The organism is Klebsiella pneumoniae subsp. pneumoniae HS11286 (genome assembly GCF_000240185.1).
GTDB classification, from domain to species: domain Bacteria; phylum Pseudomonadota; class Gammaproteobacteria; order Enterobacterales; family Enterobacteriaceae; genus Klebsiella; species Klebsiella pneumoniae.
In genome coordinates this window covers 3,537,788-3,559,925 of the sequence record NC_016845.1, presented here as the reverse complement: position 1 = coordinate 3,559,925, position 22,138 = coordinate 3,537,788, and the positions used below count along the sequence as shown (strand labels likewise).

Sequence of the window (22,138 nt, the reverse complement as noted above, 5' to 3'; positions counted from 1 at the left end):
ATTTTCTTTTTGCATGAGTAATCAAAGGTAAATAAAATATGAAGATTCTTGTCACCGGTGGCGCAGGCTTTATCGGCTCTGCCGTGGTTCGTCATATCATTGAAAATACCCGGGATGAAGTCCGCGTTATGGACTGCCTGACCTACGCCGGCAACCTCGAATCCCTGGCGCCGGTGGCCGGGAGCGAACGCTACTCGTTTTCCCAGACTGATATCACGGATGCTGCTGCCGTGGCGGCCCAGTTCAGCGAGTTCCGCCCGGATATCGTGATGCACCTGGCGGCAGAAAGCCATGTGGATCGTTCCATTGATGGCCCGGCAGCCTTCATCCAGACCAACGTGATCGGCACCTTCACTCTGCTGGAGGCGGCCCGTCACTACTGGTCCGGGCTTGGGGAGGAGCAGAAGCAGGCTTTCCGCTTCCACCACATCTCCACCGATGAAGTGTACGGCGACCTGCACGGCACCGATGACCTGTTCACCGAAGAAACCCCGTACGCGCCGAGCAGCCCGTACTCCGCCTCCAAAGCGGGCAGCGACCATCTGGTTCGCGCCTGGAACCGCACCTACGGCCTGCCGGTGGTGGTGACCAACTGCTCCAACAACTATGGTCCGTATCACTTCCCGGAGAAACTAATCCCGCTGACTATCCTTAATGCCCTGGCGGGTAAACCGCTGCCGGTATATGGCAACGGGGAGCAGATCCGTGACTGGCTGTATGTTGAGGACCATGCCCGTGCGCTGTACAAAGTGGCGACCGAAGGCAAGAGCGGCGAGACCTACAATATCGGCGGTCATAACGAGCGTAAAAATATCGATGTGGTGCGCACCATCTGCGCCATTCTCGACAAGGTGGTGGCGCAGAAGCCGGGTAACATCACTCATTTCGCAGACCTGATCACTTTTGTCACCGACCGTCCTGGACATGACCTACGTTATGCCATTGATGCCGCGAAAATTCAGCGCGATCTGGGCTGGGTGCCACAGGAGACGTTCGAGAGCGGGATTGAAAAAACCGTGCACTGGTATCTGAACAACCAGACCTGGTGGCAGCGCGTGCTGGACGGCTCCTATGCCGGTGAGCGTCTGGGCCTCAATAACTGATATCTGACTAATTAAGGAATAGATTTATGAAAGGTATTGTTCTGGCCGGCGGCTCCGGCACGCGTTTATATCCGATCACTCAGGGCGTCTCCAAGCAGCTGCTGCCAATCTATGACAAGCCGATGATTTTCTACCCGGTGTCCGTCCTGATGCTGGCGGGTATTCGCGACATCCTGATCATCTCCACCCCGGACGATATGCCTTCCTTCCAGCGCCTGCTGGGTGACGGATCGCAGTTCGGGGTGAACTTCAGCTACGCCATCCAGCCGTCTCCGGACGGCCTGGCGCAGGCCTTTATCATTGGTGAGAAGTTCATCGGCAACGATGCCTGCGCCCTGGTGCTGGGGGATAATATCTACTTTGGCCAGAGCTTCGGTAAAAAACTGGAAGCGGCGGCGGCGAAGACTTCCGGTGCCACGGTGTTTGGTTATCAGGTGCTGGATCCGGAGCGTTTCGGGGTGGTGGAGTTCGACGAGAACTTTAAGGCGCTGTCCATCGAGGAGAAACCGCTGAAGCCGAAATCGGACTGGGCGGTGACCGGGCTCTACTTCTACGACAACAATGTGGTGGAGATGGCGAAGGACGTCAAGCCTTCTGAACGCGGCGAGCTGGAGATCACCACCCTGAACCAGATGTATCTGGAGCGCGGCGATTTGCAGGTGGAACTGCTGGGGCGCGGATTTGCCTGGCTGGATACGGGCACCCATGACAGCCTGATTGAAGCTTCTCAGTTTATTCATACCATTGAGAAGCGCCAGGGGATGAAGGTCGCCTGTCTGGAAGAGATAGCCTACCGTAATCAGTGGCTGTCGGCGGAAGGGGTGGCGGCTCAGGCGGAGCGTCTGAAGAAAACCGAGTACGGTGCCTACCTGAAACGTCTGCTCAGTGAAGACTGAAGCCGCACGGCCATTAAAGGAAAATAACAAGATGAAGATATTACTGATTGGCAAGAATGGTCAGGTGGGCTGGGAGCTGCAGCGCTCCCTGTCCACGCTCGGTGATGTGGTCGCGGTGGATTACTTTGATAAAGAGCTGTGCGGTGATCTGACTAATCTGGACGGTATCGCGCAGACCGTGCGTACCGTCCGCCCGGACGTGGTGGTGAATGCCGCCGCGCACACGGCAGTGGACAAGGCCGAAAGCGAGCGGGAGCTCTCCGACCTGCTGAACGACAAAGGGGTGGCGGTGCTGGCGGCGGAGTCGGCGAAGCTGGGTGCCCTGATGGTGCACTATTCCACGGACTATGTGTTCGACGGCGCCGGCAGCCATTATCGCCGGGAAGATGAGGCAACCGGCCCGCTGAACGTCTACGGTGAAACCAAACGTGCCGGTGAACTGGCGCTGGAGCAGGGCAACCCGCGTCACCTGATTTTCCGTACCAGCTGGGTGTATGCCACCCGCGGCGCCAACTTTGCCAAAACCATGCTCCGCCTGGCGGGTGAGAAAGAGACGCTCTCCATCATTGACGACCAGCACGGGGCGCCCACCGGAGCAGAGCTGCTGGCAGACTGCACGGCGACGGCAATCCGTGAAACGCTGCGTGATCCGGCGCTGGCCGGTACCTATCATCTGGTGGCCAGCGGCGAGACCAGCTGGTGCGACTACGCCCGCTATGTGTTTGAGGTGGCGAGAGCGCACGGTGCAGAGCTGGCGGTTCAGGAAGTGAAGGGCATTCCGACGACGGCCTATCCGACGCCGGCGAAGCGTCCGCTCAACTCTCGCCTGTCGAATGAAAAATTCCAGCAGGCATTTGGGGTGACTCTCCCGGACTGGCGTCAGGGTGTGGCTCGCGTGGTAACAGAAGTCCTGGGTAAATAAACGGGTAGCAAAAGATGAACATTATTAAAACAGATATTCCTGAGGTGCTGATTTTTGAACCGCGCGTGTTTGGTGATGCGCGGGGGTTCTTCTTTGAGAGCTTCAGCAGCAAGGTGTTTAATGAGGCTGTGGGCCGCCAGGTGGAATTCGTCCAGGACAACCACTCCCAGTCCCAGAAAGGCGTATTGCGCGGGCTGCACTATCAGCTGGATCCGCACGCTCAGGGCAAACTGGTCCGCTGCGTGGAAGGTGAGGTATTTGACGTGGCGGTGGATATCCGTCGTTCATCGCCAACCTTTGGCAAATGGGTGGGCGCGGTGCTCAGCGCAGAGAATAAACGTCAGCTGTGGATCCCGGAAGGGTTCGCCCACGGGTTTATGGCGCTGAGCGACACGGTGCAGTTTGTCTACAAGGCGACGAACTACTACGCGCCACAGTCAGAGCGGAGCATCATCTGGAACGATCCGGAGATAGGGATTGACTGGCCGGCGCTGAGCGACTGCGCGCTGTCGCTGTCGGAGAAAGATCTGCAGGCACATACTCTGGCCACTGCAGAAGTTTATAAATAATTAGGTTGTTTTTCCTAAAATGGCGGGTTCCAAATGGAACTCGTCATGTTTATTCGTTTACAAGCTTGGTCAACCGACCGACTTGACTTACCTTCCTTCTCAGCGTAAAACCGCGCACAGCATTATTTAAATTCGTGGCTAGCCGCCATTACCCAGTTAACTGATTAAAGTGTAATCGAATGAAAATTACTATTTCCGGTACAGGTTATGTTGGTTTATCGAACGGTGTCCTGATTGCGCAAAACCACGAAGTGGTGGCCCTGGATATCGTACAGGCCAAAGTGGATATGCTTAACCAGAAGATCTCTCCGATTGTCGATAAAGAGATTCAGGAATATCTGGCAGAAAAACCGTTAAATTTCCGTGCCACCACGGATAAGCACGACGCATACCGTAATGCCGACTACGTGATTATTGCCACGCCGACCGACTACGATCCCAAAACCAACTACTTCAACACCTCTACGGTGGAAGCGGTTATTCGCGATGTCACAGAGATCAACCCGAACGCGGTGATGATCATTAAATCGACCATCCCGGTGGGGTTCACCCGCGACATCAAAGAACGTTTAGGGATTGATAATGTTATTTTCTCTCCTGAGTTCCTGCGTGAAGGACGTGCGCTGTACGACAACCTGCATCCATCGCGCATTGTCATCGGTGAGCGCTCTGCGCGTGCCGAACGTTTTGCTGATCTGCTGAAAGAAGGCGCGATCAAGCAGGATATCCCAACCCTGTTTACCGACTCCACCGAAGCGGAAGCGATCAAACTGTTCGCTAACACCTATCTGGCGCTGCGCGTTGCCTATTTCAACGAGCTCGACAGCTATGCTGAAAGCCAGGGGCTGAACAGCAAACAGATTATCGAAGGGGTATGCCTGGATCCGCGTATCGGCAACCACTACAACAACCCGTCCTTTGGCTATGGCGGCTACTGCCTGCCGAAAGATACCAAGCAGCTGCTGGCGAACTACGAATCGGTCCCGAACAATATCATCGCGGCTATCGTCGATGCTAACCGTACCCGTAAAGACTTTATCGCGGATTCTATTCTCGCTCGTAAGCCGAAAGTAGTGGGTGTATATCGCCTGATCATGAAGAGTGGTTCGGACAATTTCCGCGCCTCTTCTATTCAGGGCATCATGAAGCGCATCAAGGCGAAAGGTATTCCGGTTATTATCTATGAACCGGTGATGCAGGAAGATGAGTTCTTCAACTCCCGCGTCGTGCGCGACCTGAATGCCTTCAAACAAGAGGCGGATGTGATCATCTCTAACCGTATGGCGGAAGAGCTGGCGGATGTCGCGGATAAGGTTTACACCCGCGATCTGTTTGGCAACGATTAATTCTGCCGGTCTGTCACTGGCGGCCTGCCGCCGCCAGTGTGTTCCTTTATCCCTCCTTCATTTCTCTTTCCCCGAGCCTATTTTCCGCTCATTCAGATTAACCTCAATAAATTGTGATGGACATTACGATCCTGCTCAAAAGCCGTTGCGGATTGAAAACAGGTCCGATAAGTTAAACTTACCTTGTGAAGAGCTACCGTCACTGTGATGTAGATGCCGGAGATAAGCGCCGGGAGGTAAAACAAAGCCTGCAACGCAGGCTTTTGTTATTTATGTCCTATGAAAAAACGCGGGACAGGGCGCGAGTAGCGTTATTTTTTCTTGCCTTAAGGCCATGCCAAAACGCAGAATGAATAGTCATTCTGTCATATCATTTTTATCTCTTAATATTATCTTAATCTAATTGTAATACGGAACGGGCCTTACCACTTGCGTTTATTAAACGTCAGTTTCGTTTTCTTTCTGTCTTTTAAATAAGAAATTAAGAAATAAACGGAAACAGCAAGTAGTATGGCAGCGACCACTAAGAAAAATAGGTTTTCCATAATATCTACCACAGGGCGTATGTTGATTGAATTATTAGTTTGATAAGCAATACATCAGTTTTGTGCTGTTGCATGGCTTGCTCTAACATATCCTGGATTTAGGAAAATTCCTACAGATAGTAATGTTTTTTATCATTCAGCATATAATGCTGTTTCCGCTAACCAAATTGGTCTGGACACCAGAAAAGTTTCAGTGCCTGGCGCGCGGATATTTGCTTTTCTGAAAAAGGCTGGATGAAACTGGTTTCAGGCGGGCGAGTAAAAAGGCAAAAATAGCGTCTATAGCACAAAATATTATATAAAAAATAATGAATGTGCATTCTGTCGACACATAGTCAGGACAACGGAGGTTACATAGAAGGGGTTGCCGCAATCAGATGATTGCGGCAGGGCAGGGGGATTAGATCTGATAGTAATCCTTGTACCATTCCACGAAGTTCTTCACGCCGTCCTTCACTGACGTTTGCGGCTTAAAGCCCACCAGGTCATACAGCGCTTGGGTGTCTGCGCTGGTGTCCAGCACATCTCCCGGCTGGATCGGCATCATATTCTTCTTCGCTTCCATTCCCAGCGCCTCTTCCAGGGCGGTGATGTAGTCCATCAGTTCCACTGGTGAGCTGTTGCCAATGTTATATACCCGATACGGCGCGGAGCTGGTGGCCGGGGAACCGCTCTCAACGGTCCAGTCGGCATTGGCCTGCGGGATCACATCCTGCACCCGAACCACCGCCTCGACGATGTCGTCGATATAGGTGAAGTCGCGCTTCATTTTGCCGTAGTTGTAAACGTCGATACTTTTTCCTTCCAGCATCGCTTTCGTGAACTTGAACAGCGCCATATCCGGGCGACCCCACGGACCATAAACTGTAAAGAAGCGCAGCCCGGTGGTCGGGATGCCGTACAGATGGGAATAGGTATGCGCCATCAGCTCATTGGCTTTCTTGGTGGCGGCATACAGGGAGACCGGATGATCGACGGAATCTTCGGTGGAGAACGGCATTTTACGGTTGAGGCCGTAAACCGAGCTGGAGGAGGCGTACACCAGGTGTTTCACCTTGGTATGACGGCAGCCTTCCAGAATGTTCAGGTACCCCATCAGGTTAGCGTCTGCGTACGCATACGGGTTTTCCAGCGAGTAGCGCACGCCGGCCTGGGCGGCCAGGTGGATCACGCGGTCAAATTGCTCTGTGGCGAACAGCTTTGCCATACCTTCACGGTCGGCCAAATCCAGCTGCTGGAAATGGAATGCCGGAGATGCCAGGCGATCCAGACGTGCCTGCTTCAGGCTGACGTCATAATAGTCGTTCATGTTGTCGATTCCGACAACATCATGCCCTTCATTCAGCAGGCGCTGCGCGATATGGAAGCCGATAAAACCTGCGGCACCAGTGACCAAAAACTTCATATTTTTCCTCCGGGGTGTGGATATCCCGTTCTACATAAGTGCCGATTTTACACTGGCTTGCGGTTGGGATCACTTGCTTTGCCATGACAAGATATGCAAGTAACTGTAAACAGCGGCGTCTGAGAGTAAATGCCTTGTAATTAATTATCATTCGTGAAAGGTATTAAGCCATTCAGAAGATGAAAAGCACTATAGAAACCAATATAAACAATGGGTTATCTGTTTGTTTCGGTTTTATCGAGTATTGCTAGGTTTTAGACGCGGTCTGGCCTCGTAGAGTAAAGATTGTTACTTTGGTTTGCCCGGTGTGTTTGTTTCCCGAGAGCTCATTTAGCGATAATGCCATCATATCGTCTAAAGTGTGTCCATTTTTACATTGAGAAAGCCATGCACCGGATTTTTACTTTTATTCCTTACTTGCAGAGTTATAATACGTTGCCGTTCTATTTGGCAGACTTAGGTATTGCTTGATAAATCATCACCAAAAGTTGTTATTAATATGCAAGAAATTATTTCAGAATTTCATGCTGTCCTTAGATGGTTCTTTTGCATGTAAGGGCGTGATGAGCAGGTGAGGGGAGTGCTACGCCAGGCATGCTGCTTGCGGAAATGAGAAAGTCCTGATAGCTAACGGAGAAGGGAAACGCCAGAGTAAAGCCTTTTTGTAGCTAAGGTAACGAGATGCATGGCTGTACTGAACAGTAATGCCATCTGCAGTGCGGTTTGAACGGATGTGAGTGCTAAAAACTCGGTGGATCACGCATTTTGGTTGCGATAGCCAATGGCGGTAGCGTGGAAGAAAACATAAGGTGATTTTTTAATTTATTGAATTAAAAGGGTTTTTATCGTTTATGGCTGGGGTGTCGCTTGCGCTTCCGTTCAAATCATTGGTTGCAGTCGATGAATGGCAGCTGGCCTGATAAACTTTGCCCGCAGCACAAAGCAGTCAGTTTCTCGACTGTTGAGCCTGACAGGATCGGCGAGGTAGACCTGGTATGACTAACTCATTCAGTGGATATTTGCAGAATAATTTATGAGTATAAAGATGAAGTACAATTTAGGGTATTTATTTGATTTACTTGTTGTCATAACAAATAAAGATCTAAAAGTGCGCTATAAGAGCAGCATGCTAGGCTATTTATGGTCAGTAGCAAATCCATTGCTTTTTGCCATGATTTATTATTTTATATTTAAGCTGGTAATGAGAGTACAAATTCCAAATTATACTGTTTTCCTCATTACCGGCTTGTTTCCGTGGCAATGGTTTGCCAGTTCGGCCACTAACTCATTATTTTCATTCATCGCTAACGCTCAAATTATCAAGAAGACAGTTTTTCCCCGGTCCGTGATTCCGCTAAGTAATGTAATGATGGAAGGCTTGCATTTTCTTTGCACCATCCCGGTTATTGTAGTCTTTCTTTTTGTTTATGGCATGACGCCGTCATTGTCCTGGGTTTGGGGTATACCTCTCATTGCTATTGGCCAGGTGATTTTCACCTTTGGTGTTTCAATCATCTTTTCAACGCTGAACCTGTTTTTCCGTGACCTGGAGCGCTTTGTCAGTCTGGGGATTATGCTGATGTTTTATTGTACGCCGATTTTATATGCGTCTGATATGATTCCGGAAAAATTTAGCTGGATAATTACCTACAATCCGCTAGCGAGTATGATTCTTAGTTGGCGTGATTTATTCATGAATGGGACTCTTAATTATGAGTATATTTCTATACTCTATTTTACGGGAATCATTTTGACGGTTGTCGGTTTGTCTATTTTCAATAAATTAAAATATCGATTTGCAGAGATCTTGTAATGCACCCAGTTATTAACTTCAGTCATGTTACAAAAGAGTATCCTCTGTACCATCATATTGGCTCAGGAATCAAAGATTTAATTTTCCATCCGAAACGCGCTTTTCAGTTGCTGAAGGGGCGGAAATATTTAGCTATCGAAGACGTATCCTTTACAGTTGGCAAAGGTGAGGCTGTTGCCCTGATTGGACGTAATGGGGCAGGAAAGAGTACCTCTCTTGGCCTGGTTGCCGGCGTGATTAAGCCAACTAAGGGAACCGTCACCACTGAAGGACGGGTGGCATCGATGCTTGAACTCGGCGGAGGCTTTCATCCGGAACTTACCGGGCGTGAGAATATTTACCTGAATGCTACTCTGCTGGGCCTTCGGCGTAAAGAGGTCCAGCAACGTATGGAACGTATTATTGAATTTTCGGAACTGGGAGAATTCATAGACGAGCCAATCAGAGTGTACTCAAGCGGAATGCTAGCTAAGTTAGGTTTTTCGGTCATCAGTCAGGTTGAACCGGATATTTTAATTATTGATGAAGTTCTGGCAGTAGGTGATATCGCTTTTCAGGCAAAATGTATTCAGACCATCAAAGATTTTAAGAAAAGAGGCGTGACAATATTGTTTGTTAGCCACAATATGAGTGACGTTGAAAAAATCTGCGACAGAGTCATCTGGATCGAAAATCATAGGCTCAGAGAAGTGGGGTCTGCAGAGCGAATCATTGAACTGTACAAGCAAGCAATGGCTTAATCAGTGGGTAATATAATGAACAATAGCGTTAAAATCTATACCAGCCACCATAAGCCTAGTGCTTTTCTTAATGCTGCAATTATCAAACCTCTGCATGTCGGCAAAGCTAATTCTTGTAATGAAATTGGTTGTCCATGAGATGACACTGGCGATAATATTTCCTTTAAGAATCCGTTTTATTGCGAACTTACTGCGCATTATTGGGTTTGGAAAAACGAAGAGCTGGCAGACTATGTCGGTTTCATGCACTATCGCCGTCATCTTAATTTTTCCGAAAAACAAACTTTTTCTGAGGATACGTGGGGGGTCGTGAACCATCCATGCATTGATGAAGAATATGAGAAGATCTTTGGATTAAACGAAGAAACAATTCAACGGTGTGTCGAAGGTATTGACATCTTGCTGCCCAAAAAATGGTCTGTCACTGCGGCGGGAAGTAAAAATAATTACGATCACTATGAACGAGGTGAATACTTACATATTCGTGATTATCAGGCTGCCATTGCCATCGTTGAAAAACTATATCCAGAGTATAGCGCGGCAATAAAAACGTTTAATGATGCCAGTGATGGCTATTACACAAATATGTTTGTCATGCGCAAAGATATTTTTGTTGACTATTCTGAGTGGCTCTTTTCCATTCTGGATAATCTCGAAGATGCTATCTCGATGAACAATTATAATGCTCAGGAAAAACGCGTTATTGGGCATATAGCAGAACGGCTGTTTAATATTTACATTATTAAGTTGCAACAAGATGGTGAGCTTAAGGTAAAAGAATTACAGCGTACTTTTGTCAGCAATGAAACATTCAATGGTGCACTGAATCCAGTTTTTGATTCTGCGGTTCCAGTGGTTATCAGTTTCGATGATAATTACGCAGTCAGCGGTGGTGCATTAATTAATTCCATTGTCCGGCATGCGGATAAAAATAAAAATTATGATATCGTCGTACTCGAAAACAAAGTAAGCTATTTGAATAAAACGCGGTTAGTAAATCTAACCTCGGCTCATCCGAATATTTCTCTTCGTTTTTTTGACGTTAATGCTTTCACTGAAATAAACGGTGTGCATACCCGAGCGCATTTTAGCGCATCAACGTATGCCCGTCTTTTTATTCCTCAACTGTTCAGACGATACGATAAAGTCGTATTTATTGATTCGGATACCGTTGTAAAGGCTGACCTGGGTGAACTGCTTGATGTCCCTCTGGGCAACAATTTAGTTGCAGCGGTTAAGGATATCGTCATGGAAGGTTTTGTAAAATTTTCTGCAATGTCGGCATCAGATGATGGCGTTATGCCGGCAGGCGAATATTTACAGAAAACCTTAAACATGAATAACCCTGATGAATATTTTCAGGCAGGGATTATTGTTTTTAATGTCAAACAAATGGTCGAAGAAAATACTTTTGCTGAATTGATGCGGGTATTAAAGGCAAAAAAATACTGGTTCCTCGACCAGGATATCATGAATAAAGTTTTCTACTCTCGAGTCACATTTCTGCCATTAGAGTGGAACGTTTATCATGGTAATGGCAACACGGATGATTTCTTCCCTAATCTTAAGTTTGCAACGTATATGAAATTTTTAGCAGCTCGCAAGAAGCCTAAAATGATTCATTATGCGGGTGAGAACAAACCATGGAATACCGAAAAAGTCGATTTTTATGACGACTTTATTGAAAACATCGCTAACACTCCATGGGAGATGGAAATCTATAAACGTCAGATGTCGTTAGCGGCTTCGATTGGTTTAACCCATAGCGAGCCGCAACAACAAATCTTGTTCCAGACCAAAATCAAGAACGTACTGATGCCTTATGTTAATAAATATGCACCAATAGGCACGCCAAGAAGAAACATGATGACTAAATATTATTACAAAGTACGCCGTGCTATTCTTGGATAATAAAAGAGACAACAGATGAAAAGTAAAAAAATATTGATCGTAGGTGCTGGCTTCTCTGGTGCAGTTATCGGTCGCCAACTTGCTGAGAAGGGACATCAAGTCCATATTATCGATCAGCGTGATCATATTGGGGGGAATTCCTATGATGCACGGGACGCTGAAACGAATGTGATGGTACATGTTTATGGACCCCATATTTTCCATACTGACAATGAAACAGTGTGGAACTATGTCAACAAGCATGCAGAGATGATGCCCTATGTGAACCGGGTTAAAGCGACAGTTAATGGTCAGGTATTTTCCCTGCCTATTAATTTGCATACTATCAATCAGTTTTTCTCAAAAACTTGTTCGCCTGATGAGGCCAGAGCGCTCATTGCTGAGAAAGGGGACAGCACTATTGCTGATCCACAAACTTTTGAAGAGCAAGCGTTACGCTTTATTGGTAAAGAGTTATATGAGGCCTTTTTTAAAGGATATACGATTAAACAGTGGGGGATGCAACCCTCGGAACTGCCCGCATCTATTCTTAAACGTCTTCCTGTTCGTTTTAACTATGATGATAATTATTTTAACCACAAATTTCAGGGCATGCCGAAATGTGGTTATACGCAGATGATTAAGTCCATTCTCAATCATGAAAATATCAAGGTTGACTTACAGCGGGAATTTATCGTTGACGAGCGAACTCATTACGATCACGTATTCTATAGCGGTCCATTAGATGCGTTTTATGGCTACCAATATGGCCGTCTGGGCTATCGAACATTAGATTTTAAAAAGTTTACCTATCAGGGTGATTACCAGGGCTGCGCAGTGATGAACTATTGTTCTGTTGATGTCCCCTATACTCGCATCACTGAACATAAATTTTTTTCTCCCTGGGAACAACACGACGGCTCTGTTTGTTATAAAGAGTATAGCCGTGCTTGTGAAGAAAATGATATTCCTTACTATCCTATTCGCCAGATGGGAGAGATGGCTCTTCTTGAAAAATATTTGTCACTGGCCGAGAATGAAACCAATATCACTTTTGTCGGTCGTCTTGGAACCTACCGTTACCTCGACATGGATGTGACCATCGCCGAAGCATTGAAAACGGCAGAAGTCTATTTAAATTCACTCACTGATAATCAGCCAATGCCTGTGTTTACGGTTTCTGTACGATGAAATATACGGCATTGATAGTGACATTCAATCGTCTCGGCAAACTGAAAAAAACGGTTGAAGAGACCCTCAAACTTGAATTCACTAATATTGTTATTGTCAATAACGGGTCCACGGATGGGACCCAAGCCTGGCTTTCGTCAATTGTTGATACACGAGTCATTGTATTAACCCTCACCGAGAATACCGGTGGGGCGGGGGGCTTTAAAACCGGTAGTCAGTATATCTGTGAACAGCTGGCAAGTGATTGGGTATTTTTCTACGATGATGATGCTTACCCCTATCCAGACACGTTGAAGTCCTTTTCACAGCTGGATAAGCGGGGATGTCGGGTATTTAGTGGACTGGTGAAAGATCCGCAAGGAAAACCGTGTCCGATGAATATGCCGTTCTCGCGTGTACCAACCTCCCTTGGCGACACTGTACGCTATTTACGCTACCCTGGAGAGTTTATCCCGGAAGCTAATCGTTCTATGCTCGTACAAACGGTTTCATTTGTTGGGATGGTCATACATCGTGATCTGCTCACGACCAGTCTTGACCACATCCATGAACAGCTTTTTATCTACTTTGATGATCTTTACTTTGGCTATCAGCTATCACTAGCTGGTGAGAAAATTATGTATAGCCCAGAGTTGCTTTTTTATCATGATGTGAGTATTCAGGGCAAACTTATTGCACCTGAATGGAAGGTTTACTATCTATGCCGTAATTTGATCCTGTCCAAGAAAATATTCCAGAAAAATAGCGTGTATAGCAATTCAGCGATAGCAATACGCATCCTAAAATATATATTAATTCTGCCATGGCAACGTCAAAAATATTCCTATATGAAATTTATTCTTCGTGGAATTTCACATGGCATAAAAGGTATTAGTGGTAAGTATCATTAAGTGGGCATAGCAATGAGAAAACTGTGTTATTTCATAAATTCGGATTGGTACTTCGATTTACACTGGATCGATCGTGCCATCGCCTCCCGTGATGCAGGTTATGAGATTCACATCATCAGCCATTTTATTGATGACAACATAATAAATAAATTCAAAACATTCGGCTTTATTTGCCATAATGTTACTCTTGATGCTCAATCTTTTAATGCATTAGTTTTCTTTCGTACTTACCATGATGTGCAAAAAATTATTAAAAATATAAAACCGGATCTCTTGCATTGCATCACTATCAAGCCATGTTTGATTGGTGGCGTGTTGGCGAAGAAATTTAATCTGCCGGTCATCGTAAGTTTTGTTGGGCTTGGAAGAGTATTTTCTTCAGACAGCATGCCTTTAAAATTATTGCGAAAGTTTACTATTGCCGCATATAAATATATAGCCAACAATAAGCGCTGTATATTTATGTTTGAACATGATCGAGACAGAAAAAAACTGGCTAAGTTGGTTGGACTCGAAGAACAACAGACGATTGTTATTGATGGTGCAGGCATTAATCCAGAGATATACAAATATTCTCTTGAACAGGATCACGATGTCCCTGTTGTATTGTTTGCTAGTCGTATGTTGTGGAGTAAAGGACTGGGCGATTTAATTGAAGCGAAGAAAATATTACGCAGTAAGGATATTCACTTTACTTTGAATGTTGCAGGCATTCTGGTCGAAAATGATAAAGATGCAATTTCCCTTCAGGTCATTGAAAATTGGCATCAGCAAGGATTAATTAACTGGTTAGGTCGTTCGAATAACGTTTGCGATCTTATTGAGCAATCAAATATCGTTGCTTTGCCGTCAGTTTATTCTGAAGGTGTTCCGCGAATTCTTCTGGAAGCATCTTCTGTGGGTCGCGCTTGTATTGCTTATGATGTCGGTGGTTGTGATAGCCTTATTATTGATAACGATAATGGAATTATTGTTAAAAGCAATTCACCTGAAGAGCTGGCTGATAAACTTGCCTTTTTGCTTAGCAATCCTAAAGCACGCGTTGAAATGGGTATTAAAGGACGTAAGCGTATTCAGGATAAATTCTCGAGTGGGATGATTATTAGTAAAACGCTAAAGACTTATCATGATGTGGTCGAAGGATAGTTGTCGATCAAACGGTTAACCGTTTTTATTAGTTGCCAGATTCTGTTTCTTTACCTTCAAATTTTTTAAAGTATATTATTAACTAAAATTACTGTAACGTGTCACTTGGGAGGCGATCAAATGTCTGAAAGATCTTCAAGTGCACTGGTCTCTGTTGTGATACCTGTGCACGATGCTGCAGAATATATATCTGATACGCTTAGTTCCATTTTATCGCAATCGTTACAGGAAATTGAAGTCATCATTATTGATGACAATTCGGCTGATGATACGTTAAAGCTACTGCAGTCCTTTGCCGCTAATGACTCGCGGATACGTCTTTTGAATAATTCGCAGAATATCGGTGCCGGTGCATCACGTAACATGGGATTAAAAATAGCAAGTGGCGAATATATCATTTTTCTTGATGATGACGATTACCCCGATGCTAATATGCTCAAACGGATGTATGATCATGCTGTATTGCTGCAAGCCGATGCGGTTATCTGCCGATGCCAGTCTTTAGATCTACAAACCCATTCATATGCACCAATGCCATGGTCCGTGCGCGTAGATTTACTTCCTCAAAAAGAACTATTTTCATCAGATGAGATCACTCATAATTTCTTTGGTGCATTTATCTGGTGGCCCTGGGATAAGCTTTTCCGGCGCCAGGCTATACTGGATACTGGTTTACAATTCCAGGATTTAAGAACGACTAATGATTTATTTTTTGTTAGCGCTTTTATGCTACTTGCCAAAAGAATGGCGTTCCTGGATGAGATCTTGATTTCTCATTCCATTAACCGCAGTGGTTCATTATCGGTGACCAGAGAGAAATCCTGGCACTGTGCTCTTGATGCGTTACGTGCTCTCTATTCCTTTATTGACTCACAGCACTTGTTGCCTTCACGGGGTAGAGACTTTAATAATTATGCAGTGACTTTTCTTGAGTGGAATTTAAATACGATTTCTGGTCCGGCGTTTGATTCTTTATTCACTGCTTCACGTGAATTCATCACCTCATTGGATATTGATGAAAGCGATTTTTATGATGATTTTATCAAAGCGGCACACCATCGCCTGGTTCGGTTAACGCCAGAAGAGTATCTTTTCTCGTTAAAAGATCGGGTATTACATGAGCTTGAATCCTCTAATTTATCTTCAGAGAAGTTGCAAGCCAGTATTGCTTCTCAGGATCAAGTTCTTAAAGCCAGGGAAGAAGAAATTGATGAGCTAAGAGCGTCCGTTGCACAGAAAAAAGAACGTATTGATAGGTTGGTCCAGCGAAATGCATATTTAGAAACTGAGTATCAGAAACAGCAAGATCAATTAACTAAACTACAAAATGAATTAAATAACGCTACTCAACGTTATTCAGCCCTTATTTCATCATTGTCATGGAAAGTCACAAGACCTTTAAGGTTAATCAAAGCGTTAATCGCGAGGAAAATGTAATATTTTTATCAATACTTCATGCTTATTTTAGTTGCAGAGAAATACTCCTGATTAACGAGCAAAGTTATGCAGGGAGGCATATTAACACCTCCCTTTGCTATTATTACCTATGCCGTGCTCTTAAATTATCAATCACTTCCCCGAGATCCAGCCCCTGGTCCTGCAGCAGCACCAGCAGGTGATACATCAGGTCCGACGCCTCATTCTTCAGCTCGAAGCGGTCGTTCACTGTGGCGGCCAGCGCGGTCTCCACGCCTTCTTCCCCCACTTTCTGCGCAATACGCTTGGTGCCGCTGGCATACAGCTTCGCCGTGTAGGAGCTCTCCGGGTCGGCGTGTTTACGCTCGGCCAGCAGCTGCTCCAGCTGATAGAGGAACAGCCACTGGTGGCCGGTTTCGCCGAAGCAGCTGGTGGTACCTTTGTGGCAGGTCGGCCCAATCGGGTTTACCAGCACCAGCAGCGTATCGTTGTCACAGTCCGGCGTGATGCTCACTACATTGAGGACATGGCCCGAGGTTTCACCCTTGGTCCACAGCCGCTGCTTGGTGCGCGAGTAAAAGGTAACCTTGCCGGTGGCTTCGGTTTTCTCCAGCGCCTCCTTGTTCATGTAGCCGTGCATCAGCACTTCGCCGGATACGGCGTGCTGCACGATGGCCGGCATCATGCCGTCCGTTTTTTCCCAGTCCAGCTGTTCAGTCAACATACCCTTATCTCCACGCCCTGTGCCGCCAGGTACGCTTTCAGTTCGCCAATATTAATAATCTGTTTGTGGAATACCGAGGCCGCCAGCGCGCCGTCAACGTCGGCGTCGCGGAAGGCTTCGAGGAAGTGTTCCATAGTGCCCGCGCCGCCGGAGGCGATCAGCGGGACGTGGCACACTGCGCGAACCTTCGCCAGCTGCTGCAGGTCGTAGCCGTTGCGCACCCCGTCCTGGTTCATCATGTTAAGGACGATCTCGCCTGCGCCGCGCTTCTGCACTTCCTCCACCCAGTCGAGGGTTTCCCACTGCGTCACACGGGTGCGGCTCTCGTCGCCGGTATACTGGTTGACGTGATACTTGCCGGTCTCTGCATCAAACCAGGTATCAATCCCCACCACGATACACTGCACGCCAAAGCGGTCGGCAAGGCGGGTGATCAGCGTCGGGTCGGCGAGAGCAGGGGAGTTAATCGAGATCTTATCGGCGCCGAAGGAGAGGATCTGCGCCGCGTCTTCCAGCGACTTGATCCCGCCCGCCACGCAGAAAGGAATATCAATCACTTCCGCTACCCGCGACACCCAGCTCTTGTCGACCACCCGACCGTCGCTGGAGGCGGTGATATCATAGAACACCAGTTCGTCGGCCCCTTCGTCGGCATAGCGCTTGGCCAGCGGGACGATGTCGCCAATGATCTCGTGATTACGGAACTGCACGCCTTTCACTACCTGGCCGTCGCGGACGTCGAGGCAGGGGATTATCCGTTTTGCCAGCATTGAATGGCCTCCGTTACGTTGAATTTACATTCCAGCAGCGCGCGGCCAACAATCACGCCGCGCACGCCGGTGCCGCGCAGCGCGGCAATATCATTAAGATCGCCGATGCCGCCGGATGACTGAAACGCCACCTGCGGATAGCGGGCGCAGACTTCCTCGTACAGCGAGACGTTAGAACCCGCCAGGGTGCCGTCGCGGGAGATATCGGTGCACAGCACATGCTGCAGGCCGACCGGCAGATAGCTCTCCACCAGCTCCTCCAGCGTCACGCCGGAGTTTTCCTGCCAGCCGCTGACCGCCACCTGCTTATTGCCGTCGGCGTCGATACGCACGTCGAGGGCGAGCACCAGCCGTTCTGGGCCAAAGCGTTTGAACCAGCCTTTCACTTCCTCCGGGGATTTCACCGCGGTGGAGCCGACCACCACGCGGGCGACGCCGGCCTCAAGCAGGGCCGCGACATCCGCTTCGGTCCGCACGCCGCCGCCGACCTGCACCGGGACGTCAACCCCGGCGACCAGCGATTTCAGCAGCGGGATCTGGCGCTTCGCCGGATCCTTCGCCCCGGTCAGGTCGACCAGGTGCAGGACTTTTGCCCCCTGAGCGGCATAGGCCTGCAGGCGCGGCAGCGGATCGCTGCCATAGTCGCGCTGCTGGCCGTAATCGCCCTGATGGAGACGAACGACGGTGCCGTCGATTAAATCTAAAGCAGGAATAATCATCACATCTCCAGGAAGTTTTTCAGCAGCTGCGCCCCGGCGCTCCCGGAGCGCTCCGGGTGAAACTGCACGCCAAAGAAGTTATCTTTCTGCACCGCGGCGGTGAACGCCTCGCCGTAATTGCACTGGGCGATGGTGTACGGGTTGACCGGCATGGCGTAGCTGTGCACGAAGTAGAAATACGCGCCTTCTTCAATGCCGCGGAACAGACGATCGCCTGCTTTGGCATACACCCGGTTCCAGCCCATGTGCGGCAGCGGCAGACCGTGGTCGGTCATCTTCGGCACCTCTTCTTCGATAATGCCCAGCAGATCGACGCCGTTGTTCTCCTCGCTGCGCTTGCCGAGCAGCTGCATGCCCAGGCAAATCCCCAGCACCGGCTGGGTACAGGCTTTGATCAGGTCGATCAGCTCCCGGTCGCGCAGCTGATCCATCGCCGCCTGGGCGGTGCCGACGCCGGGAAGAAACAGTTTATCGGCACGCAATACCACTTCCGGATCGCGGCTGACCACCGGCTCATAGCCGTGGCGGCCAATCGCCGATTTCACCGAATTGAGGTTGGCGCAGCCGGTATCAAGGATCACCACATTCATTACAGCACCCCTTTGGAAGACGGCAGGGCATCGCCCTGGACGCGGATCGCCTGGCGCAACGTACGGCCAAAGGCTTTGAACAGGCTCTCCACGCGGTGGTGATCGTTCTTGCCCTTGGTTTTCAGGTGCAGGGTCACCGCCATGGTGTAGGAGAGCGAGCGGAAGAAGTGTTCCACCATCTCGGTGCTCAGATCGCCGACGCGCTGATAGGTGAAGTCCGCCTTATACTCCAGGTGCGGACGGCCGGAGATATCCAGCGCGCAGCGGGCGAGACACTCGTCCATCGGCAGCACGAAGCCGAAGCGGTTGATGCCGCGCTTGTCGCCAAGGGCCAGCTTCAGGGCTTCGCCGAGGGCCAGGCCGGTATCCTCCACCGTGTGGTGGTCGTCGATGTACAGATCGCCGCCGACGTTAACCTCCATGCGGAAGCCGCCGTGGGTGGCGATTTGGTCGAGCATATGGTCAAAAAAGCCGACGCCGGTATGGATCTTGCTGCCGCCTTCGCGGTCCAGCCACACTTTCACATCCACCTGGGTCTCTTTGGTGATGCGCTCGACGTGGGCATAGCGGTCGCGGCGGGTCAGCTGCTCGCAGATGGTCGGCCAGTCGAGCGTCTCGCGGTCATAACGCAGACCGATAATTCCCATGTTATCCGCCAGCTCAAGGTCGGTGGCCCGGTCGCCAATCACATAGCTGTGGGCTTTATCCAGCACGCCCTCTTCCAGCCACGGCAGCACCAGCTGCGTTTTTGGCTTGCGGCAGGCGCAGTTGTCGCCCGGGAAGTGCGGACAAATCAGCACCTCTTCAAAGTTAACGCCCTGCGAGGCGAAGATCTGCATCATCAGGTTGTGCGGGCCATCAAACGCTTCCTGCGGCAGACTGTCGGTTCCCAGGCCATCCTGATTGGTGATCATCACCAGCTTATAGCCTTCCTGCTGCAGCTTCAGCAGCGCCGGGATCACCTGCGGCTCAAACGCCAGCTTGTCGAACCGGTCCACCTGGAAATCCTCCGGCGGTTCGGAAATCAGGGTGCCGTCACGGTCAATAAAGAGATACTTCTGGGTCATACATTCTCCGCAGTCAAGGCGTCAATCACGCGCTGGCTCTCGGCACGGGTACCGATAGTGATACGCAAACAGCCGCTTAATGAAGGTTGTTTATTCTGGTCACGTAAGATAATGCCCTGATCCCACAAAGATTTAAACACTGCGCTGGAGGCGGTTATCCGCGCCAGCACATAGTTGGTCTCGGAATCGAAGACCTGCTCCACGCAGGCGATGCCGCGCAGCTGTTCCACCAGGTAGCGGCGCTCGTCAAGGATCTGCGCCACGCGCTGGCGCATCGCGGCGATCCCCTCCGCGCTCAGGGCCTGGGCGGCGATATCGGCCACCGGCGTGGAGAGCGGGTACGGGGCGATCACTTTCAGCAGCACGTTAATCACCTCGGCGTTGGCGAGGGTGAAGCCGCAGCGCAGGCCGGCGAGGGCGAAGGCTTTGGACAGCGTGCGCAGCACCACCAGGTGCGGATAGTCGCTGAGCCAGCCGGCCAGCGTCGCCTGCGGGCAGAATTCAATATAGGCTTCGTCGGCCACCACGATGGCTTTGCCGCGGGTCATCTCCAGCAGGTCGCGCATCGACTGCGGGTCGATAATCTGCCCGGTCGGGTTGTTCGGGCTGCAGACGAAGACCACCTTCACGCCGTCCAGCCGCGCTTCGATGCCCGGCAGGTCGAGCTGCCAGCTGGCCAGCGTCGGCACGGTGCGGCACTCGACGCCGATGGTCTCGGCGCTGACGCTGTACATGCCGTAGGTCGGCGGGCAGTAGAGCACCGCGTCTTCGCCGGGCTCACAGAAGGCGCGGATCAGCAGCTCGATGCCTTCGTCGGCGCCGCGGCTGACCAGCACCTGCTCCGGTTTGACCTCGGCGTAGCGGGCGTAGCTCTCAATCACGGCCTTCGGCTGCGGCTCCGGATAGCGGTTCAGCGTCTGTTCGGTAAGCTGGAAGGCTACGGCGGTAGGGAATTCGTTGGCGTTGAGCCAGACGTCGCCTTTGCCGCCCAGCCGGCGAGCGGATTGATACGGGGTCAGCGCGCGGACGTTGGCGCGGGCTAAATCTTCAATGCTCATGCTTGCTCCTTCAGGGCGGCAACGCGCAGCGTTACGGCGTTTTTGTGGGCGTCAAGGCGCTCGGCGGCGGCCAGGATCTCAATCGTTGAGGCGAGGGCGGCAAAGCCGTCGCGCGACAGCTCCTGCACGGTCATCCGCTTCTGGAAGTCGGCCAGGCCGAGGCTTGAGCAGGTGGCGGTGTAACCATAGGTCGGCAGGACGTGGTTGGTGCCCGAGGCGTAGTCGCCCGCGGATTCCGGTGACCAGTCGCCAAGAAAAACGGAACCGGCGCTGGTGATGCTGTCCACCAGCTCGCGGGCCTGACGGGTCTGAATGATCAGGTGCTCCGGGCCGTACAGGTTGGAGATAGCCACGCACTGCGCCAGATCGCGGGCCACGATGATCCGGCTGGCGGAGAGCGCCACGCGGGCGGTTTCCGCGCGCGGCAGGGCGGCCAGCTGGCGCTCCACGGCTTCGGCGACGCGGCTGCCCATGTCGGCGTCCGGGGTCAGGAGGATCACCTGCGAGTCCGGGCCGTGTTCCGCCTGCGACAGCAGGTCAGAGGCGACAAAGTCCGGGTTGGCGCCGCTGTCGGCGATGACCAGCACTTCCGACGGGCCGGCCGGCATGTCGATGGCTGCGCCGTCCAGACGCTGGCTGACCTGGCGTTTGGCTTCCGTGACGTAAGCGTTACCCGGGCCAAAGATTTTATCCACCTTCGGCACCGACTCGGTACCGAGGGCCAGGGCGGCGATGGCCTGCGCGCCGCCGACGTTAAAGATGGTTTTCACGCCGCACAGCTGCGCGGCATAGAGGATCTCATCGGCAATCGGCGGTGGCGAGCAGAGCACCACCTGCTGACAGCCGGCGATGCGCGCCGGCGTCGCCAGCATCAGCACCGTGGAGAACAGCGGCGCTGAGCCGCCGGGAATGTACAGTCCGACGGAGGCGATAGGGCGGGTGACCTGCTGGCAGCGCACCCCCGGCAGCGTTTCGACATCCACCGCCTGCAGCTGTTGCGCGTTGTGGAAGGTCTCGATGTTTTTCACTGCCACCGCCATCGCCTGCTTCAGCTCATCGCTGAGGCGCTCGCCGGCGGCGGCGATCTCCGCCTCGCTCACCTGCAGCGCGGCGACGGTGGTTTTATCAAACTTCGCGCTGTATTCGCGCAGCGCCGCGTCGCCGTTGGCTTTGACGTTATTCAGGATCTCCGTCACCGTTTTACTGATGCTGTCGGAGGCGGAAATCGCCGGGCGCGTTAAGAGTTGCTGTTGTTGGTCTGCGCTACAGCCGTTCCAGTCGATGATTGTGTTGAAGCTCATGATTGTATTCCCCTGTGTGTCCCGTGACCGGCTGGCC

The 22,138-nt window shown here is 50.4% G+C and carries 22 protein-coding genes; 12 read left to right on the top strand and 10 right to left on the bottom strand.

Annotated elements, in window-relative coordinates:
• Nucleotides 1-38: 38 nt before the first annotated feature.
• The 5 genes from KPHS_35580 (at nucleotide 39) to KPHS_35540 (ending at nucleotide 4,836) form a co-directional block, all read left to right on the top strand.
• Entirely contained in the window at nucleotides 39-1,103 is a 1,065-nt protein-coding gene (locus KPHS_35580) for a dTDP-D-glucose 4,6-dehydratase (protein YP_005227858.1), read from the top strand.
• Nucleotides 1,104-1,129: 26 nt separating this feature from the next.
• Complete coding sequence (locus tag KPHS_35570) at nucleotides 1,130-1,999, top strand: glucose-1-phosphate thymidylyltransferase (RefSeq protein ID YP_005227857.1); 870 nt, start codon at nucleotides 1,130-1,132, stop codon at nucleotides 1,997-1,999.
• 31 nt (nucleotides 2,000-2,030) lie between these two features.
• Complete coding sequence (locus tag KPHS_35560; RefSeq protein ID YP_005227856.1) at nucleotides 2,031-2,921, top strand: dTDP-4-dehydrorhamnose reductase; 891 nt, start codon at nucleotides 2,031-2,033, stop codon at nucleotides 2,919-2,921.
• Between the two features lie 14 nt (nucleotides 2,922-2,935).
• On the top strand, nucleotides 2,936-3,490 hold the full coding sequence (locus tag KPHS_35550) for a dTDP-4-dehydrorhamnose 3,5-epimerase (protein YP_005227855.1): 555 nt from the start codon (nucleotides 2,936-2,938) through the stop codon (nucleotides 3,488-3,490).
• Nucleotides 3,491-3,669: 179 nt separating this feature from the next.
• Nucleotides 3,670-4,836, top strand: a complete 1,167-nt coding sequence (locus KPHS_35540) for a UDP-glucose 6-dehydrogenase (RefSeq protein YP_005227854.1) — start codon at nucleotides 3,670-3,672, stop codon at nucleotides 4,834-4,836.
• Between the two features lie 422 nt (nucleotides 4,837-5,258).
• Here the strand turns inward: KPHS_35540 and KPHS_35530 are convergent, their stop codons facing one another.
• From KPHS_35530 to KPHS_35510, 3 genes are all read right to left on the bottom strand, one after another.
• Nucleotides 5,259-5,381, bottom strand: a complete 123-nt coding sequence (locus tag KPHS_35530) for a small membrane protein (protein YP_005227853.1) — start codon at nucleotides 5,379-5,381, stop codon at nucleotides 5,259-5,261.
• Nucleotides 5,382-5,571: 190 nt separating this feature from the next.
• Nucleotides 5,572-5,712 (bottom strand): hypothetical protein, encoded by a 141-nt coding sequence (locus tag KPHS_35520; protein YP_005227852.1) that lies wholly within the window; start codon nucleotides 5,710-5,712, stop codon nucleotides 5,572-5,574.
• Between the two features lie 69 nt (nucleotides 5,713-5,781).
• The gene (locus KPHS_35510; RefSeq protein ID YP_005227851.1) at nucleotides 5,782-6,786 is read right to left on the bottom strand and encodes a uridine diphosphate galacturonate 4-epimerase; all 1,005 of its coding nucleotides are present in this window, start codon (nucleotides 6,784-6,786) and stop codon (nucleotides 5,782-5,784) included.
• Between the two features lie 1,045 nt (nucleotides 6,787-7,831).
• Here KPHS_35510 and KPHS_35500 point away from each other — a divergent pair.
• The 7 genes from KPHS_35500 (at nucleotide 7,832) to KPHS_35440 (ending at nucleotide 15,893) form a co-directional block, all read left to right on the top strand.
• On the top strand, nucleotides 7,832-8,599 hold the full coding sequence (locus KPHS_35500) for a lipopolysaccharide O-antigen ABC transport system transmembrane component (protein ID YP_005227850.1): 768 nt from the start codon (nucleotides 7,832-7,834) through the stop codon (nucleotides 8,597-8,599).
• Nucleotides 8,599-9,339, top strand: a complete 741-nt coding sequence (locus KPHS_35490) for a lipopolysaccharide O-antigen ABC transport system ATP-binding component (protein YP_005227849.1) — start codon at nucleotides 8,599-8,601, stop codon at nucleotides 9,337-9,339. The genes KPHS_35500 and KPHS_35490 overlap by 1 nt, the downstream gene beginning before the upstream one ends.
• Nucleotides 9,340-9,582: 243 nt before the next feature.
• Nucleotides 9,583-11,250, top strand: a complete 1,668-nt coding sequence (locus tag KPHS_35480; RefSeq protein ID YP_005227848.1) for a DUF4422 domain-containing protein — start codon at nucleotides 9,583-9,585, stop codon at nucleotides 11,248-11,250.
• Between the two features lie 219 nt (nucleotides 11,251-11,469).
• On the top strand, nucleotides 11,470-12,420 hold the full coding sequence (locus KPHS_35470) for a putative UDP-galactopyranose mutase (RefSeq protein YP_005227847.1): 951 nt from the start codon (nucleotides 11,470-11,472) through the stop codon (nucleotides 12,418-12,420).
• Complete coding sequence (locus KPHS_35460; RefSeq protein YP_005227846.1) at nucleotides 12,417-13,310, top strand: glycosyltransferase; 894 nt, start codon at nucleotides 12,417-12,419, stop codon at nucleotides 13,308-13,310. The genes KPHS_35470 and KPHS_35460 overlap by 4 nt, the downstream gene beginning before the upstream one ends.
• Nucleotides 13,311-14,456, top strand: a complete 1,146-nt coding sequence (locus KPHS_35450; protein ID YP_005227845.1) for a galactosyl transferase — start codon at nucleotides 13,311-13,313, stop codon at nucleotides 14,454-14,456.
• A 120-nt stretch (nucleotides 14,457-14,576) separates the two neighbouring features.
• Entirely contained in the window at nucleotides 14,577-15,893 is a 1,317-nt protein-coding gene (locus tag KPHS_35440) for a glycosyl transferase family protein (protein YP_005227844.1), read from the top strand.
• Nucleotides 15,894-15,996: 103 nt separating this feature from the next.
• Here KPHS_35440 and KPHS_35430 read toward each other — a convergent pair whose 3' ends face one another.
• Genes KPHS_35430 through KPHS_35370 form a run of 7 tightly spaced genes read right to left on the bottom strand, consistent with a single transcriptional unit; the run spans nucleotide 15,997 to nucleotide 22,101 of the window.
• Nucleotides 15,997-16,596: a bifunctional phosphoribosyl-AMP cyclohydrolase/phosphoribosyl-ATP pyrophosphatase gene (locus tag KPHS_35430; protein ID YP_005227843.1), complete on the bottom strand. Its 600-nt coding sequence runs from the start codon at nucleotides 16,594-16,596 to the stop codon at nucleotides 15,997-15,999.
• Nucleotides 16,590-17,366: an imidazole glycerol phosphate synthase subunit HisF gene (locus KPHS_35420; RefSeq protein ID YP_005227842.1), complete on the bottom strand. Its 777-nt coding sequence runs from the start codon at nucleotides 17,364-17,366 to the stop codon at nucleotides 16,590-16,592. The genes KPHS_35430 and KPHS_35420 overlap by 7 nt, the downstream gene beginning before the upstream one ends.
• Nucleotides 17,348-18,085 carry a 1-(5-phosphoribosyl)-5-[(5-phosphoribosylamino)methylideneamino] imidazole-4-carboxamide isomerase gene (locus tag KPHS_35410; RefSeq protein ID YP_005227841.1) on the bottom strand — a complete coding sequence of 246 codons (738 nt, stop codon included), beginning with the start codon at nucleotides 18,083-18,085 and terminating at the stop codon, nucleotides 17,348-17,350. The genes KPHS_35420 and KPHS_35410 overlap by 19 nt, the downstream gene beginning before the upstream one ends.
• Nucleotides 18,085-18,675 carry an imidazole glycerol phosphate synthase gene (locus KPHS_35400; RefSeq protein YP_005227840.1) on the bottom strand — a complete coding sequence of 197 codons (591 nt, stop codon included), beginning with the start codon at nucleotides 18,673-18,675 and terminating at the stop codon, nucleotides 18,085-18,087. Before KPHS_35400 ends, KPHS_35410 begins: the two co-directional genes overlap by 1 nt.
• Nucleotides 18,675-19,742 carry a histidinol-phosphatase/imidazoleglycerol-phosphate dehydratase gene (locus KPHS_35390; RefSeq protein YP_005227839.1) on the bottom strand — a complete coding sequence of 356 codons (1,068 nt, stop codon included), beginning with the start codon at nucleotides 19,740-19,742 and terminating at the stop codon, nucleotides 18,675-18,677. Before KPHS_35390 ends, KPHS_35400 begins: the two co-directional genes overlap by 1 nt.
• Entirely contained in the window at nucleotides 19,739-20,800 is a 1,062-nt protein-coding gene (locus tag KPHS_35380; RefSeq protein ID YP_005227838.1) for a histidinol-phosphate aminotransferase, read from the bottom strand. The genes KPHS_35390 and KPHS_35380 overlap by 4 nt, the downstream gene beginning before the upstream one ends.
• The gene (locus tag KPHS_35370) at nucleotides 20,797-22,101 is read right to left on the bottom strand and encodes a histidinol dehydrogenase (protein YP_005227837.1); all 1,305 of its coding nucleotides are present in this window, start codon (nucleotides 22,099-22,101) and stop codon (nucleotides 20,797-20,799) included. Before KPHS_35370 ends, KPHS_35380 begins: the two co-directional genes overlap by 4 nt.
• Between the last annotated feature and the right edge of the window lie 37 nt (nucleotides 22,102-22,138).